This window comes from Ensifer sp. 4252 (assembly GCF_050434565.1).
Lineage (GTDB): Bacteria > Pseudomonadota > Alphaproteobacteria > Rhizobiales > Rhizobiaceae > Ensifer.
In genome coordinates this window covers 68,428-85,975 of the sequence record NZ_JBNDIU010000003.1, presented here as the reverse complement: position 1 = coordinate 85,975, position 17,548 = coordinate 68,428, and the positions used below count along the sequence as shown (strand labels likewise).

General features: G+C 62.7%; 16 protein-coding genes. 7 read left to right on the top strand and 9 right to left on the bottom strand.

Features of this window, described 5'->3' with window-relative positions; translation table 11 throughout:
• Positions 1–80: 80 nt before the first annotated feature.
• The gene (locus tag ABIE33_RS09445) at positions 81–1,133 is read right to left on the bottom strand and encodes a sugar phosphate isomerase/epimerase family protein (protein ID WP_429124197.1); all 1,053 of its coding nucleotides are present in this window, start codon (positions 1,131–1,133) and stop codon (positions 81–83) included.
• Between the two features lie 20 nt (positions 1,134–1,153).
• On the opposite strand from ABIE33_RS09445, the gene ABIE33_RS09440 reads away from it, so the two are divergent.
• The gene (locus ABIE33_RS09440) at positions 1,154–1,357 is read left to right on the top strand and encodes a hypothetical protein (protein WP_429124195.1); all 204 of its coding nucleotides are present in this window, start codon (positions 1,154–1,156) and stop codon (positions 1,355–1,357) included.
• Positions 1,358–1,451: 94 nt separating this feature from the next.
• Here the strand turns inward: ABIE33_RS09440 and xylA are convergent, their stop codons facing one another.
• Positions 1,452–2,762, bottom strand: coding sequence for a xylose isomerase (gene xylA / locus ABIE33_RS09435; protein WP_429124193.1), 1,311 nt, complete (start codon positions 2,760–2,762; stop codon positions 1,452–1,454).
• A gap of 136 nt (positions 2,763–2,898) precedes the next feature.
• Here xylA and ABIE33_RS09430 point away from each other — a divergent pair, with 136 nt between their 5' ends.
• Positions 2,899–3,258: a nuclear transport factor 2 family protein gene (locus ABIE33_RS09430; protein WP_429124191.1), complete on the top strand. Its 360-nt coding sequence runs from the start codon at positions 2,899–2,901 to the stop codon at positions 3,256–3,258.
• Positions 3,259–3,299: 41 nt separating this feature from the next.
• On the opposite strand, the gene xylB is transcribed toward ABIE33_RS09430, so the two are convergent.
• The 5 genes from xylB to ABIE33_RS09405 form a co-directional block, all read right to left on the bottom strand.
• Positions 3,300–4,754, bottom strand: coding sequence for a xylulokinase (gene xylB / locus ABIE33_RS09425; protein ID WP_429124189.1), 1,455 nt, complete (start codon positions 4,752–4,754; stop codon positions 3,300–3,302).
• A 73-nt stretch (positions 4,755–4,827) separates the two neighbouring features.
• Positions 4,828–5,865: a LacI family DNA-binding transcriptional regulator gene (locus ABIE33_RS09420; protein WP_429124187.1), complete on the bottom strand. Its 1,038-nt coding sequence runs from the start codon at positions 5,863–5,865 to the stop codon at positions 4,828–4,830.
• 88 nt (positions 5,866–5,953) lie between these two features.
• Positions 5,954–7,069: a metallophosphoesterase gene (locus ABIE33_RS09415; RefSeq protein ID WP_429124185.1), complete on the bottom strand. Its 1,116-nt coding sequence runs from the start codon at positions 7,067–7,069 to the stop codon at positions 5,954–5,956.
• 118 nt (positions 7,070–7,187) lie between these two features.
• Positions 7,188–8,777 carry a DHA2 family efflux MFS transporter permease subunit gene (locus ABIE33_RS09410; protein WP_429124183.1) on the bottom strand — a complete coding sequence of 530 codons (1,590 nt, stop codon included), beginning with the start codon at positions 8,775–8,777 and terminating at the stop codon, positions 7,188–7,190.
• Positions 8,778–8,847: 70 nt separating this feature from the next.
• Positions 8,848–10,065 (bottom strand): HlyD family secretion protein, encoded by a 1,218-nt coding sequence (locus tag ABIE33_RS09405; protein WP_429124181.1) that lies wholly within the window; start codon positions 10,063–10,065, stop codon positions 8,848–8,850.
• A gap of 158 nt (positions 10,066–10,223) precedes the next feature.
• Between ABIE33_RS09405 and ABIE33_RS09400 the strand changes: the two genes are divergently transcribed.
• The 3 genes from ABIE33_RS09400 to ABIE33_RS09390 all read left to right on the top strand — a co-directional run bounded on the left by ABIE33_RS09400 (position 10,224) and on the right by ABIE33_RS09390 (position 12,750).
• Entirely contained in the window at positions 10,224–10,931 is a 708-nt protein-coding gene (locus ABIE33_RS09400; RefSeq protein ID WP_429124179.1) for a TetR/AcrR family transcriptional regulator, read from the top strand.
• A 110-nt stretch (positions 10,932–11,041) separates the two neighbouring features.
• The gene (locus ABIE33_RS09395) at positions 11,042–11,881 is read left to right on the top strand and encodes an AraC family transcriptional regulator (RefSeq protein WP_429124177.1); all 840 of its coding nucleotides are present in this window, start codon (positions 11,042–11,044) and stop codon (positions 11,879–11,881) included.
• Between the two features lie 113 nt (positions 11,882–11,994).
• Positions 11,995–12,750: a TerC family protein gene (locus ABIE33_RS09390; RefSeq protein WP_429124175.1), complete on the top strand. Its 756-nt coding sequence runs from the start codon at positions 11,995–11,997 to the stop codon at positions 12,748–12,750.
• A gap of 332 nt (positions 12,751–13,082) precedes the next feature.
• Here ABIE33_RS09390 and ABIE33_RS09385 read toward each other — a convergent pair whose 3' ends face one another.
• Positions 13,083–13,430 carry an ArsR/SmtB family transcription factor gene (locus tag ABIE33_RS09385; protein ID WP_053252106.1) on the bottom strand — a complete coding sequence of 116 codons (348 nt, stop codon included), beginning with the start codon at positions 13,428–13,430 and terminating at the stop codon, positions 13,083–13,085.
• A gap of 256 nt (positions 13,431–13,686) precedes the next feature.
• On the opposite strand from ABIE33_RS09385, the gene gltX reads away from it, so the two are divergent.
• Positions 13,687–15,144: a glutamate--tRNA ligase gene (gltX, locus tag ABIE33_RS09380; protein WP_429124172.1), complete on the top strand. Its 1,458-nt coding sequence runs from the start codon at positions 13,687–13,689 to the stop codon at positions 15,142–15,144.
• Between the two features lie 10 nt (positions 15,145–15,154).
• On the top strand, positions 15,155–16,651 hold the full coding sequence (lysS, locus tag ABIE33_RS09375) for a lysine--tRNA ligase (RefSeq protein ID WP_429124170.1): 1,497 nt from the start codon (positions 15,155–15,157) through the stop codon (positions 16,649–16,651).
• Positions 16,652–16,752: 101 nt separating this feature from the next.
• Here the strand turns inward: lysS and ABIE33_RS09370 are convergent, their stop codons facing one another.
• Positions 16,753–17,406 (bottom strand): hypothetical protein, encoded by a 654-nt coding sequence (locus tag ABIE33_RS09370; protein ID WP_429124168.1) that lies wholly within the window; start codon positions 17,404–17,406, stop codon positions 16,753–16,755.
• Positions 17,407–17,548 lie beyond the last annotated feature (142 nt).

The following is a 17,548-nucleotide window of genomic DNA, read 5'->3' as shown; positions in this document are numbered from 1 at the left end:
TGGGCGCTAAGGTCGCGTCAGGCTGGCTGCGGCAAACACAGCCGCCGCAACCAGCCTGCCACTGAACCTGTGGCTCTGCCTCAAATCCCCAGCAGCCGCCGGTTGGCGGCCTCGTCGGTGCCGCCGCCGGCAAAGTCGTCGAAGGCCTTTTCGGTGACGCGGATGATATGGTGCCTGACGAGCTCGGCGCCCTCGCGCGCGCCATCCTCCGGATGCTTCAGGCAGCACTCCCATTCCACCACAGCCCAGCCGGCAAAATCATTGGCCGCCATCTTGGAAAACACCGCGCCGAAATCGACCTGGCCGTCGCCAAGCGAGCGGAACCGTCCGGCCCGGTTGACCCAGCCCTGGTAGCCGCCATAGACGCCCTGCCGCCCGGTCGGGTTGAACTCGGCATCCTTGACGTGGAACATCCGGATGCGGTCCCTGTAGATGTCGATGTTGTCGAGATAGTCGAGGCATTGCAGCACATAGTGCGACGGGTCGTAGAGCATGTTGGCGCGGGCATGGTTGCCGGTGCGCTCGAGAAACATCTCGAAGGTGATACCGTCGTGCAGGTCCTCGCCCGGGTGGATCTCGTAGCAGATATCGACGCCGCAGTCCTCGGCATGGTCGAGGATCGGCCGCCAGCGCCGCGCCAGTTCGTCGAAGGCGGTCTCGACCAGGCCGGCCGGGCGCTGCGGCCAGGGATAGACGAACGGCCAGGCAAGCGCCCCGGAAAAGCTCGCCATCGCCTCGAGCCCCAAATTCTTCGAGGCCGTCAGCGCCAGCTTCACCTGCTCGACCGCCCATTGCTGCCGGGCTTGTGGATTGCCGCGCACTTCCGGCACGGCAAAGCCGTCGAACACCTCGTCATAGGCCGGATGGGTGGCGACCAGCTGGCCCTGCAGATGGGTCGACAATTCAGTGATCGCGACACCGTTGTCGCGGGCAATGCCTGAAAGCTCGTCGCAATAGGTTTTGGACGTCGCCGCCAGCTTCAGATCGATCAGCCGCGCATCCCAGCTCGGCACCTGCACGCCCTTGTAGCCGCAATCGGCCGCCCATTTCGTGATCGCCGCAAACGAGTTGAACGGTGCCGCATCCCCGGCAAACTGCGCAAGAAACAGCCCGGGGCCCTTGATCGTTTTCATCCCAACATCCTCCTGATGATATGGCTGCCGGCAGAGCCGGCCTGTTCGGCCAACGACAGGAAGAAGCGGAAGAAGGCTTCATTTTCGCTGCAGCTGAAGCACCTGAAACGTTGCAGGCGCCGAAGCTAACAGATTTTCTGTATGGAGCAACCGGCAGCGGACGAGATTTTCGAGAGATGTCTGTACTGCGTTTACAGGCGCCGAAATGCCAGTTCGGAAGCTGACTGCGGTGCGCCTCACCGGCACGATGGAGGTGCGAACGAAAGAACCGGCCGCAGCGGCGGCCGGTTCTTCAAGCGGGTTTGATGGGGCAGCCGCTCAGACGTAGCGGTTGACGACATTCTCCAGCAACTCCTGCTTGCCGGACTTCGGTTGCGGATTGAGGTCGGACTTCAGCACCCAGGCTTCGATCTCTTCCAGCGAGAAGCCGCCCTCGAGCATCTTCTTGGCCTCAGGCACCTGCCAACCGGCGTAACGCTGGTCGAGCGGCGCGGACAGTGCCTTGTCTTCGATCATCTGGGCAGCAGCCTTGAGGCCGCGGGCGCAGCAATCCATGCCGCCGATATGGCCGATCAGCAGGTCTTCCGGATCGAGCGATTGGCGACGCAGTTTCGCATCGAAGTTGGTGCCGCCGGACTTGAAGCCGCCGCCTGCCAGAACCTGGTAATAGGCGAGCGCCATTTCCGGCACGTTGTTGGGGAACTGGTCGGTGTCCCAGCCCGACTGGTAGTCGTTGCGGTTCATGTCGATCGAACCGAAAATGCCAAGCGCATTGGCAAGCGCCAGTTCGTGCTCGAAGGAATGGCCGGCGAGGATCGCGTGACCCTGCTCGATGTTGACCTGCACTTCCTTCTCCAGACCGTACTTCTTGAGGAAGCCGTAAACGGTGGCGACGTCGTAATCGTACTGGTGCTTGGTCGGCTCCTGCGGCTTCGGCTCGATCAGGATCGCGCCCTTGAAGCCGATCTTGTGCTTGTATTCGACCACCAGATTGACGAAGCGGCCGAGCTGGTCGAGCTCGCGCGAAAGATCGGTGTTGAGCAGCGTCTCATATCCCTCGCGTCCGCCCCACAGCACATAGTTCTCACCGCCGAGGCGCTGGGTCGCATCGAGGCAGGTCTTGACCGTCGCAGCCGCAAAGGCAAACACATCCGGATCCGGATTGGTGGCGGCACCCGACATGTAGCGGCGGTTGGAGAACAGATTGGCAGTCCCCCAGAGCAGCTTGACGCCGGTCTCCGACTGCTTCTTGGCGAAATAATCGACGATCTCGTTGAGGTTTTTGGTGTTCTCGACGAAGTTGCGCCCTTCCGGGCGGACGTCGGCGTCGTGGAAGCAGTAGTAGGGAACGCCGAGCAGCTGGAAGAACTCGAAGGCGACATCAGCCTTCAGCTTGGCCGCATCCATCGTGTCCTTGAACCAGGGGCGCTCGAACGTCTGGCCGCCAAAGGGGTCGCCGCCCGGCCAGACGAAGGTGTGCCAATAGGCAACCGCAAAACGCAGGTGATCTTCCATGCGCTTGCCGAAGACGACCTCGTCCTTGTTGTAGTGGCGGAAGGCGAGCGGATTGCTGCTCTCCGGTCCCTCATACTTGATTTTGGCGATATCGCCGAAAAATCCCGTGCTCACGGTGTGGCTCCTTTCAAGAGTGGTGTGCCGGCGTCGCCATGGCAAAACGACCGGCCATTACGTGGAAGGTAATTGGTTTCATTCCCTCGGCGGGCGATACCTTGGGCATCGAAACGCCAATCGAAGGAACATTGAGATGAACGACTTCAACCAGATCGCCGAAGCCTATATCGCCGCCTGGAATGCTGGGGCCGGCAGCCGCAACACGCTGATCGAACAGGCTTTTACCGCCGACGTCGCCTATCGCGACCCGATCATGCAGGGCGACGGACATGATGGCATCGGCGGCCTGATCGCAGGCGTTCAGGGCCAGTTTCCCGGTTTTCGTTTCACCCTCAAGGGCACGCCGGATGGCTTTGCCGACACGATCCGCTTCTCCTGGGCGCTTGGGCCTGATGGCGTCGAGTCCATCATCGAAGGCACCGACGTCGGCCTCATAGAAAACGGTCGACTGAAGCAGGTGACCGGCTTTATCGACAAGGTTCCGGCGCAATAGGCCCGGTCGATCGAAAGCAGCCATGGAAGGGCGCGGTTCGGTCACGTCGTCGCGCCCTTGATGGCCGGATAGAGGCGCCGATAGCGCTGGTAGGCCTCTTCGTAGGCTGCCACGAGTCCAACGTCCGGCGCGATCGTTTCGGCTGTTTTCGGTGCATGGCAGGTCGCAACCGGATCGGCACCGGTCGCCGCGATCAGCCCAAGGCGCGCAGCACCGAAGGCGGCGCCAAAATCACCGTCATCAGGCAGATCGACCGGCAGATCGAGCGCGGTTGCAATCGACTTCAGCCAATAGCGCGAACGCGAGCCGCCGCCGATCGCCGTCACCCGCGAAAGCGTCGTGCCGGCCGCACGGAGCGCCTCGAGGCTGTCACGGATGGCGAAGGAAACGCCTTCCATCACCGCCTGCGTCAGCGCCACGCGGCTGCTCTCGTGGCCGAGCCCTGCAAAAGCCCCGCGGATTGCGGCATCGTTATGGGGTGTGCGCTCGCCGGAGAGATAGGGAAGGAAGGTCACTCCACTCGGCGCCTTCAGCGTATCGCCGAGTTCCGCGCTGAGGTCGGCGGCGCTGCAACCGGCGATCCCCGAATACCAATTGAGCGCATCGGTCGCCGACAGGATGACGCCCATCTGATGCCAGGTGTTCGGCAAGGCATGGCAGAAGGCGTGAACGGCGCTTGCCGGGTTGGGCAGGTAGCTTGCATTGGCGGCAAACAGCACGCCCGACGTGCCGAGCGAAACGAAGGCATGGCCCTCGCCGACGGTGCCCATGCCGCAGGCGGACGCCGCATTGTCGCCCGCCCCGCCGGCAACGACGACGCCGGCATCCATGCCCCAGCGCGACGCCAGCTCGGATCTGAGCCCGCCCGCCCGTTCCGTGCCCTCGACGAGATCCGGCATCTGCCGTTCCTCCATGCCGGTGGCCGAAAGCAGGCTCTCCGACCAGCGGCGTTTACCGGTGTCGAGCCAGGCGGTGCCGGCCGAATCCGACATCTCCGACATATGCTCGCCGGTCAGCCACAGGCGCAGATAGTCCTTCGGCAGCAGCACCCACCGCACCTTTGCAAAGAGGTCCGGCTCGTTTTCACGCACCCAAACGAGTTTCGGCGCCGTGAAGCCGGGAAAGACGATGTTGCCGGTGATGGCGCGGAACTGAGGATCGGCGTCGAGTGCCGCCGCCTCGCGAAAACTGCGGGTGTCGTTCCAGAGGATGCAGGGCCGCAGCACCTTGTCGTCGGCATCGAGCAGCGTCGCGCCATGCATCTGGCCGGAAAGACCGATGCCGCGCACCGCCGCAAGCGCTTCCGGGTGTGCCGTCTTCAGGCCGGCAATTGCTTCTTCGGTGGCCTTGATCCAATCGGCCGGATCCTGCTCCGACCAGCCGGAGTGCGGCCGGGAAACGTCGAGCGCACCGGAGGCCGAGCCGACAATGCGCTGATTGTCGTCCATCAGCATCGCCTTGACGCCCGACGTGCCGAGATCCAGTCCGAGATACATGCATGCCTCCATTGAGCAATTCCAGGAACAGTGTTGAACGGCTTTCCGTCAGGAATTGTGTAAATTCAAAGTGTTACGCCGGTTCGACCGGCAGATTGTCTTTCAGGAAAATCTCGATGCGGATGCGCTCCTGCGCCTCGATCATCGAGAGCCCATCGGCGCGTGCCTTCAGCACGCGAATGGCGCTCCTGACCTCGTGACCGGCGTCCTGGTTGAGCAGTGCATCGATGGTGCCCGAGACCAGTGCGGCACGGCTGTACGGTGTCAGTTCGTGCGCGATCGCGCAGATCTCGGACTGCCGCCCGGCCTTTTCGAGCGCCGCGATCAGGCCGCGATTTCCGGCGCCGAGGCTGTAGATGCCGGTAAGGTTTGGATGTGCGGCCAGCAGGTCCTGGACCAGTTTTTCGACTTCGGACGGATCGTCGTGGCCCTCGACCACCGGCAGCAGCGGCCGCTTAGCGGCACCTTCATTGACGGCGGCGCTGAAGCCCTCAAGCCGATCCCGATGGTCTCGCACCAGCATCGAGCCGGCGACGATTGCGACATGCCCATCGCGGCCGCCGAGGAAACGCCGCATCAGGCTGCCGGCGGTGCGTCCGGCGGCAATATTGTCGACACCGGCGAAATGGTCGCGCTCGGAGCCGGTCAGGTCGGAGACGAGCGTGACGACGGCAATGCCGTCCTCGCAAAGCCTCCCGACGGCCGCGACCACTTCCGGCGCTTCGACGGCAACGACGGCAACGCCGGCGGGCCTTAGTCGGCGCGCTGCGTCGAGCGCATCGGCCAGCGCCGACGCATCGAAGGCGGGAACGGTGAGAATGGTGATATCGGTTCGCTCGACAGCGGAGCGGGCTTTTGCGGACTGGACCTCGGCCTCGAGCCCGCGCATGAAGGCGTTTTCGCCCTCGGGCAAGATGAAGATCAGCGGATAGCTGCGGCTCTTGGCAAGATTGGCCGCCGCCACGTCCCTGATGTAACCGAGCGTCGCGATCGCCCGCTCGACCTTGTCGCGCGTGACCGTGCGCACACCCGGGCGATTGTTCAAAACCCGGTCGACGGTCGCAAGGCTGACGCCCGCTTCCGCAGCGATGTCGTGGACTGTAGGGCGCATCATTTCCTCCCGCAAACTGCCTTAGAGGAATTTTTGATGTACGTAAATCAAAAATGCGCAGGGGAAGATCGGCCGCTGTTTTCGCTGGCTAAAAACGCTTGCTGAACGTTTGCGTGAAAGCGACCTCGCCGCGGCCCTTCGCGGCTTCGCCAAGCACCACATCCATGAAGCCATCGGTCACCCGCACGAGCGCGAAGCCGCCCATATAGGCCGCCTTCGGCTTGAACAGATCCAGTCCTTCACGGCTGTAAATCATCGCGGTTTCGTGCTGGTGGCCGTGAAAGAGGCCAATGACATTGTAGCCCTTGATGGCATCGACGAGTGCCTGGCGCTGCTCAATGCTCCACCAGTGCGGCGGGCCGTCGCCCTGGTCGTCGAAGGTCCTGGCGGCAGCGTCCCAGACTTCGGTCGAGAAGGCGTCCCAGCCATAATGCTGGAACAGGATCACCGGCCGGCCGTCTCCGGCATAGGTTGCCAGATCCTGCTTCAGCCACGGCAGCGCATCGACCGCGCCCTTGCTGACGTCGCCGCCGAAGCGCTGGAGTTGAACGAGGTGCAGCCCGCCCCAATCCCAGGAATAGCAATCCGACAGCGGATCGTAATTCGTCACCGGCACCGGCGGCTTGTAGAACACCGTCTGCCGATGATTGAGCTCGACATAGTCGCGCAGTTCGCGGCGATACCAGTCGACATGCGGCGGCGGCCCGTCCTGGTCGAGGTCATGATTGCCGAGGCCGACATAGACGGGGAAGTACACGCGGTCAGCACCAGGCCCCTCCTGGTAACGGCTCGAAAACTGCTGCAGCTGTCGTCCCTCGCGCGGCTGGCGCACCTGTCCGCCGCCGTCATCAGTAACGTCGCCGCCGAGTACCAGCCCGAGCGGCCTGCCGATCCGCCTGCCGGTACTGCCGAGCCCGCTTGGCTGGCCCGCGACGATTTCCGGCCAATGCATCGCCGGCAAGGCATTGAGCGCCGCCACGTGACGAAGCAGGTTCTCGTCGGTCTTGCCTTCCGCCGCGCAGTTCGGCGCCAGTCCTTCGGTCGAGACGAGGCAGGCGTGGATATCGTTCGAAAACAGGAAAGTGGCATCTATGGGCGGGCCTCCGGCCGCCCGCATGGGCGGCGCCATCAGCGCCGCACCCATCCCGGCGGCACCGGCAAGGAAGAAACGTCTGGAGATGCCGAAGCGTTGGTATGCCCGCATGAACGCCCCCGTTTCCGACTCGGCCGTGCGCCGGATCGGCGATCAGGGTTCGGCCGGAAGCTGCTTTCCGGCCGGATTGTGCCGCAACACGAAGTGGACGTAAACCGTGTGGAGGGAGCTAGTGACCGCCGTCGCTTGGGCCTACACCTTGCGGTTTCTTGATCATCATCACACCCAGGATCAGCGACAGAAACAGCACCGTCAGGATGACGAAGATATCGCCGAACGACAGGATCATGGCCTGCTTCTGTGCCATCGCCGCAAGCTGCTTGATGGCGATCGTCGCACCGTCGAGACCATGGGCAGTAAAGTTGGCCGCCATGTTGTTGAACCGCTCCATCGCTTCCGGGTTGCCCCACTGGATATGTTCGGAGAGCCGGGCGTAGTGCAGGTCCTGGCGCTGGGTCAGGATGGTGTTGATCACTGCAAGGCCGACCGCGCCGCCGAGGTTGCGCGTCAGGTTGAACAGGCCGGATGCGCCGCGCATGCGCGCCGGCGGCATCGTGCCGAGCGCGATGTTGTTGATCGGCACCATGCACAGCATCAGCCCGACGCCACGCAGGATCTGCGGAATGAACAGCTCGTAGAAGTCCCAATCAGCCGTCAGATGCCCCATGATCCAGGTGCCGCTGGCAAAACTCGCAAAGCCGATGGTCATCAGCACCCGCGGATCGAGCTTGCCCGACAGGAAGCCGGCGACCGGGGCCGTCAAGAACATCGCCAGACCCGAGACGAACATCGTCTCGCCGATCATCAGCGAATCGTAGCCGCGGATGCGGCCGAGATAGAGCGGATAGAGATAGGTCAGCCCGTAGAGCCCGATGCCCATGACGAAGGAGAACATCGAGCCGAAGGCGAAGTTTCGGTTGGAAAACGCCCTGAGGTCGACCACCGGGAATTCCACCTTGAAGGCCCGGTAGAAGAAGATCACCGCGGCGACCACGGTGGCAACGGCGCCCATGACGATGTGATCGTCGTTGAACCAGTCGTTGGCGTTGCCTTCTTCCAGAACGTATTCGAGCGAACCGAGGAAAATCGCCATCGAGGCAAGTCCCCACCAGTCGAACTTCTTGAAGAGGCTCAATTCCGGCTTGTCGAAATCGATGAAGGTCCAGGTCAGCGTCGCGACGATGATGCCGGGAATGACGTTGACGAGAAACAGCCAATGCCAGGAGAAGGCGTGGCTGAGGTAACCGCCGACGGTCGGGCCGATGGTCGGAGCGAGCGTGGCGATCAGACCGATGATCGGCGAAACGATGTTGCGCTTCGACGGCGGGAAAATGGTGAAGGCGGCCGCAAAGACCGACGGGATCATGCCACCGCCGATAAAACCCTGGATCGCCCGGTAGACGATCATCTGGTCGATATTGGTGGCGGTCGCAGCGAGCGCGCTTGCCGCGGTGAAGCCCGCGGCCGATACCGAAAACAGCACGCGCGTCGAGACGATGCGCGCCAGCGTGCCCGAAAGCGGAATCATGATGACTTCGGCGATGAGGTAGGAGGTCTGCACCCAGCCGATTTCATCGGAGCCGGCCGAAAGGCCGGCCTGGATTTCGGCAAGCGACGCCGAAACGATCTGGATGTCGAGGATCGCCATGAACATGCCGACGACCATGGCGAAGAAGGCGATCAGCCTTCTCGGGTCCATATGTTCCTCGACCTTCGGTGCGGCCGCCGCTACCGAGCCTGCTGTTGCCGTTGCGGCCATCTGAGCCACTCCCTGCATGTAAAGGCGCGGGCGGCGCGTTCCATCGAACCCGCCGGCGCGTCAGGCCGGATTACTTCGTGGCGGCGACCTTGGTCTCGCCGGGCGCCGTGCGCGTGTCGACATCGACGACGACGCTCAAGCCTGCCCGCAGATGGCCTTCCGCCAGCACATCGGCCGGCAGCGTGATGCGCACCGGCACACGCTGGATCACCTTGGTGAAGTTGCCGGTGGCGTTTTCGGCCGGCAGCAGCGAGAACACCGAGCCGGACGCAGGCGAGATCGAGGCGACCGTGCCTTCGATCGCGTGCTCGTCATAGGCGTCGACGTGGACCTTGACCTTCGAGCCGGGGACCAGATGCGCGATCTGCGTCTCCTTGAAGTTGGCGTCGATATAGAGCTGATCGACCGGAACGAGCGCCGCCAGACGCTGGCCGGCAGAGACGAGGTCGCCGACCTGGACGGCGACGTTGCCGATGACGCCGTCATAGGGCGCCTTCAGCACCGTGAAGCCCAGGTCGCGGTTCGCCTTGTCACGGGCAAGTTCCAGCGAGCGGATCGTGCTTTCCGCCTCGGTGCGCTGTGCCGCCAGCACAGTGATATTGGCGTTCGCCGCAGCGATGTTGGCATCGGCACCGGCGAGGTTCGCACGGGCCTGATCCAGCGCCACGTCGGCATTGTCGCGGGAAGCAACGGTACCGACGTCCTTGGACTGGAGGTCGCTCGCGCGTTTCTGCGCGAGTTCGGCGCCGCGCACCGTTGCTTCGAGAGCGTTCTTCTGGGCTTCGGCCTGGGCAAGGCTCGCCTTTGCACCGGCGATCTGCGCGTCGAAGCGGCTGAGCGCCAGCTTCTGCGTGGCGATCTGGGCCTCGGTCTGCTCGGCGGCGATGCGGTAATCGCCATCATCAAGCGTGACGAGGGGATCGCCCGCCTTCACCTGCTGGTTGGCGACAACGTCGACCTTGGCGACGTAACCCGAGACCTTCGGGGAAATCGTGGCGATGTCGCCTTCGATATAGGCGTCATCGGTCGAAACCATGAAGCGGCCATTGGTCCACCAGTCATAGCCATACCAGCCGGCGGCGGCGAGCGCTGCGAGGCCGAGAACGGGCAAAATCGGGCTGCGCTTCTTCTTTTTCGGAGCGGCTTCGACAGCAGGCGCTTGCGTCGCAGCAGGCGCCTCGGCAGTCGCCTCCTTGGCCTCGGGCGCGGCCTCATGGGTCTGCGGAACTTCAAAATCCTCGCCGACAGGGCGAACGCGAGCGGCGCTGGACGTTTTGGATGCGGACATGGGCACCGGCCTGGTAAATGAGTGGTGAGTGAACTGAACCGTTCGGTTCGATCGGAAGCTTGACTTAGTCGCTTTGACGTCGCATATCAAGAGGAAATCGAACCACGCGGTTCGATGGACGAAATTTAATGCGAACGGGACGGGCACAGACGGCGATCATGGAACCAGCAAAGACCGGACAGAACGAGACCATCCAGCCTGATAACGGCGCGGACGAGCAGCTTTGTCCCGGCAGCGGACGCCATGCGGCGGGTGAAGATCCGGCCAAGCGCGAGCAGATTCTCGAGGGCGCGCGGCGCGCCTTCATGAACCAGGGCTTCGACGCCGCCAGCATGAACGACATCACCCGCGAGGCCGGCGTCTCGAAGGGTACGCTCTACGTCTATTTCGAGAACAAGGAAGACCTGTTCAAGGCGTTGATCATCCAGGGCAAGACCCGGGTGGTTCAGACTGCCAAGCATGCGCTCAACGATCATGACGATGTCGAGGAATCGCTTTTTGATTTCGGCGTGACGCTGACCACCAGCATGACCGCCGAGGAGACGATCCGGTCTATGCGCATGGTGATCGGCGTCATCGACCGCATGCCGCATCTGGCCGAACGGTTCTTCAGCGAGGCGCCGGAAAACGGCTACACCGTGCTTAAGGCCTATCTCGACCGGCAGGTTCCAGCGGGCATGCTCGACATCGACAATACCGAGATGGCCGCCCGGCAGTTCATCGAGATGGCGCAGGCCGGGCTGTTCAAGCACCGCCTTTTCGGCGGCATGTGTTCCGCGCCTCCGCGCGAGCAGATCGAGGGCACGGTTGCCGCAGCCGTGCGGGTCTTCATGGCCGCGTACGGACCGAAGAAGCAGACGGACTGAGCTGAGCTAACCTCAGCCGCCCGCCCGGCGACCTTCAATCCAGCAATTGCGATCAAGCACGCCTTGCGGCAAGACCCTATGAGCATGGGCTGTCTGCCACGGGAGTGAACATGAGTGCCATCGGAAGAGCGATCTGGTTCATCGAGAGCCATTTCGCCAGAGATATATCGCTGGAGGAGATCGCCGAGGCCGCCGGCCTTTCGCGCTTCCACCTGTCGCGCGTCTTCGGACTGGTGACGGGCCGCTCGATCAGCGTCTATATCCGCGGCCGGCGCCTGAGCGGCGCCGCGCAAAGCCTTGCCGATGGCTCCTCCAGCATTCTCGCGGTGGCCCTCGACGCGGGCTACGGCTCGCATGAGGCCTTCACCCGTGCCTTTCGCGAGCAGTTCGGCGTGACGCCGGAAACCGTGCGCAAGCAAGGGCACCTCAGCAACATCGAACTGACGGAGCCTATCAGAATGGACGACACCCGCCTTCTCAAACTGGATTCACCCCGCTTCGAAGACAGCCCGCCTTTGCTTCTGGCCGGCCTTGCCGAAACCTACGCCTATGGCCGCACCGAAGGCATTCCCTCGCTGTGGCAGCGTTTCAACGCCCACTTCGGCAACATCCCCGGACAGAAGGGCAACGTCGCCTACGGCGTCTGTAACCAGAACGACGGCGAGGCCGGAACGTTTCGCTATATGGCCGCAGCAGAAGTCGACGATACCGGCGCTTTGCCCACCGGCTTTACGAGCATAAAGCTACCGAAGCAGCGTTATGCCGTGTTCCTACACCGCGGCCATATCTCGTCGATCGCGACGACGGCGCACCATATCTTCGGTACCTGGCTGCCGGAGGCCGGCCTTCAGCACGGCGAAACGCCTGATCTCATCGAGCGCTACGACGAGCGTTTCGACCCGCATTCGGGCATGGGGGTCGTCGAAATATGGGTCCCGATCCAAGCGTAAACGGTAAAGCGCCGCCGCAAATGGCCGGCGGCGCTTGTCACTTTCGCGATGTTGCTTAAATACTGCCGCGATTCTTGCGCGACGACGCGCCACCGAAAAAGGAAAGATCGCCGATGCAGGATTTAATGCTGCTTGCCCAGGACCCAGCGGCCTGGGTCGCCCTCATAACACTGGTTGTCATGGAGGTGGTTCTCGGCATCGACAACCTGATCTTCATCTCCATCCTCACCAACAAGCTGCCGCTTGAGCACCGCGAAAAGGCCCGCCGCATCGGCATTACCCTGGCGCTCGTCATGCGCCTCGCGCTGCTCGGCACCGTCGCCTGGATCGTCAAGCTGACCACGCCGGTCTTCGAGGTCTTCGGACACGGCTTCTCCTGGAAGGACATGATCCTGATCGCCGGCGGTCTCTTCCTCGTCTGGAAGGCAACCAAGGAAATCCACCATAGCGTCGACCCCAGCGACCATGGCGAAGACTTCATCGCCTCTTCGGCGATCAACAGCTTCGCCGCCGCGATCGGCCAGATCCTGCTGCTCGACCTGGTCTTCTCGGTCGACAGCATCATCACCGCAGTCGGCATGACGCCGCATCTGCCGATCATGGTCATTGCTGTTATCGCCGCCGTCACGGTGATGCTCGTTGCCGCAACGCCGCTTGCCAACTTCATCGAGAAGAACCCGACGATCGTCATGCTGGCGCTCGCCTTCCTGTTGATGATCGGCACGACGCTGATCGCCGAAGGCATGGGCCTGCACGTGCCGAAGGGCTACATCTATGCCGCCATGGCCTTCTCGGCACTGGTCGAGGTTCTCAACATGGTGGCACGCAATGCGCGCCTGCGGAAAAAGGAAGCCGGCAAGCTGAACTGAGGTGTTGCCAAGCACAAAACCGGAAAGGCGGGGCCACGATGCCCCGCCTTTCTCGTTGTTCCGGAAAAAAGGCCTGCACCACGGGGGATGCAGGCCATCTTGCTGCGGGCGTTTGTGAGGACGCAAGCCGGATGGGTCAGGGAACTCGGCTGCCGTTTCTTTGGCCACGGGAACAGATCGGAAAAATTCCCGTGTTCTCTACCTCCGTCATGTCCGATTGGCACAGCCCGCGCCTCTCGAACCGATAACGCCTTATCCGGAAAATCGTTCCGGAGGGGTCAGGCATCGGGACGGTGCGCGATCTCCACGAGGATGTTGCCGGGAAGCAAAAATCAGTTCTTCTCCGCGTCCGGATCCACCTTCTGCAGCTCCTGCAGATAGGCGTCGAGACGATCGAACTTCTCCTCCCAGAAGCGACGGTAGCTGTCGAGCCAACTGTTGACGTCGCGCAAGGGGGCGGCTTCGAGCCGGCAAGGGCGCCATTGCGCCTCACGGCCGCGGCTGATCAGCCCGGCACGCTCGAGTACTTTCAGATGCTTGGAAACCGCCGGCAGGCTCATCTCGAACGGCTCCGCCAGTTCGCCGACCGAAGCCTCGCCGAGAGAGAGCCGGGCGAGAATAGCCCTGCGCGTGGGGTCGGCGAGGGCTGAGAGTGTGGTCGACAGGCGATCTTCCGGCATTTTCTAAAAAACCTTTCAGTTAAATAACCTTACGGTTCAATATAACCAGCCATCGGCAGTGTCAACAAAAACCGGCGTGATCCACTTTCCGTTGACACGCCCGGCGTTCTATGGTCTCACGCGAGCCGACTGGAATAGCCCGCCGATACCGCTGGTGCGGCACCCCTACGGGCCTTTCCTTCCCATAAAATGCGCGCCCGGCGGTCGGACTTGTCTTCCGGCAAGGGGCGAGAAGCACGTCAAACGGGCAAAGACCATGGCAGATTCAGCAGTTCGGGTACGCATCGCACCCTCCCCCACCGGCGAGCCGCATGTCGGCACCGCCTATATCGCACTGTTCAACTATCTCTTCGCAAAGAAGCACGGCGGCACCTTCATCCTTCGGATCGAGGATACCGATGCGACCCGCTCTACGCCGGAGTTCGAGCAGAAGGTGCTGGATGCGCTGAAATGGTGCGGGCTCGAATGGTCGGAAGGCCCTGACGTCGGCGGCCCCTATGGCCCCTACCGCCAGAGCGATCGCAAGGACATCTATCTCGACTACGTCCGCCAGATCGAGAACAACGGCCACGGCTTCCGCTGTTTCTGCACGCCCGAAAGGCTGGAGCAGATGCGCGAGGGCCAGCGCGCCGCCGGCAAGCAGCCGAAATATGACGGCCACTGCCTGAACCTGACCGCCGAAGAGGTGACCCGCCGCGTCGACGCCGGCGAGCCGCATGTCGTGCGCATGAAGATCCCGACCGAAGGCTCCTGCAAGTTCACCGACGGCGTCTACGGTGACGTCGAGATCCCGTGGGATTCGGTCGACATGCAGGTTCTGCTCAAGGCCGACGGCATGCCGACCTATCACATGGCGAACGTCGTCGACGACTATCTGATGAAGATCACCCACGTCGCGCGCGGCGAGGAGTGGCTGGCGTCGGTGCCCAAGCACATCCTGATCTATCAATATCTCGGTCTGACGCCGCCGGTGTTCATGCACCTGTCGCTGATGCGCAATGCCGACAAGTCGAAGCTGTCGAAGCGCAAGAACCCGACCTCGATCTCCTATTACTCGGCGCTCGGCTACCTGCCGGAAGCGCTGATGAACTTCCTCGGCCTGTTCTTCATCCAGATCGCCGAAGGCGAGGAACTGATGACGATGGCCGAACTTGCCGAAAAGTTCGACCCCGACAACCTGTCGAAGTCGGGCGCGATCTTCGACATCCAGAAGCTCGACTGGCTGAACGGCCGCTGGATCCGCGAGAAGCTGAGCGACGACGAATTCCTCGGCCGGGTGCTTGCCTGGGCGTCCGAAAACGATCGCCTCAAGCAGGGCCTGAAGCTGTCGCAGTCACGCATCTCCAAGCTCGGCGAACTGCCCGCACTTGCCGACTTCCTGTTGAAGTCCGACCTCGGTCTCGAGCCCGCGGCCTTCGCCAAGATCAAGTCGAGCCCGGAAGAACTGGTCGAGATCTTCAACACGGTGCAGCCGGATCTGGAAAAGATCCTCGAATGGAACAAGGAAACGATCGAAGCGGAACTGCGCGCGATCGCCGACCGCATGGGCAAGAAGCTCAAGGTCGTGCTGGCACCGCTGTTCGTGGCGGTTTCCGGCTCGTCCCGCTCCCTGCCGCTCTTCGACAGCATGGAACTGCTCGGCCGCTCGGTCGTGCGCCAGCGGTTGAAGGTTGCAGGTCAGGTCGCCGCCTCGATGGCCGGCAGCGGAAAGTAAGGACAGGACGATGAACGACAAGACCGAAGCAACAGCCCTCTCCTCCGACGTGACCGAAGTGCGCGCGCAGAAGCTGAAGCTGCTGCGCGAACAGATCGGTGACGTCTATCCGGCGCATTTCCACCGCACGATGACCAATGCCGAGCTTGCGGCAAAGTACGAGAACCTGGAGCTGGACACCGAGACGCAGGACGTCGTCACGGTTGCCGGCCGCGTCTACTCGTCGCGCAACTCCGGCATGTTCATGGACATCCATGACGCCTCCGGCAAGATCCAGATCTTCAGCCACAAGGACACCACGCCCGACGACGCACGCGCGTTGCTGCCGATGATCGACATCGGCGACATCATCGGCGTCACCGGTGTTGTGCGCCGCACCAAGCGCGGCGAGCTGACGATCAACGCGCAAGCGATCACCATGCTGACGAAGTCGCTGCTGCCGATGCCCGAGAAGTGGCATGGTCTCTCCGATATCGAGCTGCGCTACCGCAAGCGCCATCTCGACATCATGACCAACGAGGAATCGAAGCTCCGCTTCCAGCAGCGCAGCAAGATCGTCTCCGGCATCCGCCGCTTCATGGAAGACGACGGCTTCATGGAAGTCGAGACCCCGATGCTGCATTCGGTCTATGGTGGTGCCACGGCCGAGCCGTTCAAGACCCATCACAACACGCTGAAGCTCGACATGTACCTGCGCATCGCGCCGGAACTGTACCTGAAGCGCACGCTGGTATCGGGCCTGACCGACAAGGTGTTCGAGATCAACCGCAACTTCCGCAACGAAGGCGTGTCGACCCGGCACAATCCCGAGTTCACGATGATGGAGTGCTACTGGGCCTATGCCGACTACGAGGACATCATGGACCTCGTCGAGCGGCTGTTTACCAAGCTCGCTCTGTCGATCCACGGCTCGACAGAGTTCATGTTCGGCGACAAGGAAATCTCCTTCAAGGGACCGTTCCGCCGCGTGCCGATGCCGGATGCCGTCAAGGAAGCGACCGGCATCGATTTCCTGGCGATGAAGACCGACGAAGAAGCCCGCGCTGCCGCCAAGGCTGCCGGTTTCGAGGTCGAGAAGGACTGGACCTGGGGCGAGTGCCTCGCCTTCGTCTTCGAAGAGAAGGTCGAGCCGACACTGATCCAGCCGGCCCACGTCACGCATTTCCCGAAGGACATCTCGCCTTTCGCCAAGGAAGTGCCGGGCGAGCCGCGCCTCGTCGAGCGTTTCGAGACCTATTGCAACACCTGGGAACTCGGCAACGCCTTCTCCGAGCTCAACGATCCGGAAGAGCAGCGCGCCCGCATGGTCGAGCAGCTCGAGCAGGCGCATGCGCGCGGCGAGAAGGCCAAGCAGCTCGACGACGAGTTCCTTGACGCCATCGACCAGGGCATGCCGCCGGCAGGTGGCCTCGGCATCGGCGTCGATCGCCTGATCATGCTGCTCACCAACGCGCCGTCGATCCGCGACATCATCCTGTTCCCGGCGCGCCGCAACAAAGCCGACTGATCAAAGCCATATTGGCAACAAAACAAAGCCCGGCGCGATTGCGTCGGGCTTTTTTCGTTTCTAACAATGGATTGCCAGCGCCTTGTAGCGCCAACCGCGTGTCAGTGGCCGGCAGGCGCCTCGGCGCTCTCGACCTTTTGCTCCTGCGCTGCGGCTTCAGGCGCCGCCTCGCCCTCGACGGTGACGGCATTCGGATCGATGCAGGGCGAACGATCGTCCATGCCGGCCATCATGTCGCGGACATCACCCACCGAAAGATCGACCGTGTTGCCGTGGAAAAAGCCGGCTGAGTTTGCCTTGCCGTCATTATAGGACGCGCGGAAAGGTTCATCCATGCCACGCACGCTCTGCGGGCCTGGTGCGAACAGAACCTGCGCGCCAATTGCGGCGCCGCGAACCTCAGCCCGCACTTCCGGCCCGGCGGCATCGAGAACGACCACCTGGTAGAGATCGGCCTTTTCCGCCTTGGACAGGGCACCGACGACGCGAAGTGCCGTGCGCATGCGCGCTTCGCCACCGGCACGATCCGTCTTGATGTGCATGCGGACCCAGCGCTGACCGGGATGGCCGAGCTTGAGGGTCCTGACCAGCGTGCATTCGAGGCCCGAGGTGGCGGGCTTGGAGATCCGCTCCATCAATGCGTCGCGGCCGACATAGACGGCGGCAGCACCTGAGGCAGCCGACACGCCGAACGCCACGGCAAGGATGACGACCAGCCTCTTCGATGGGCGCAACTTGCCGAGAATAGCCTTCACGAGAATGGCTCCGCTGTCATTTCAGGAACTGCAACAAAAGCCCGAAGGCATCTTGCAAGGATAGGCGCTGCACCTTTCGGAAAGTTTAAGCGCAGCGCGCCATCGATGATCCGAAGAACGGGGGGAGAACGCCCAAAAGTCC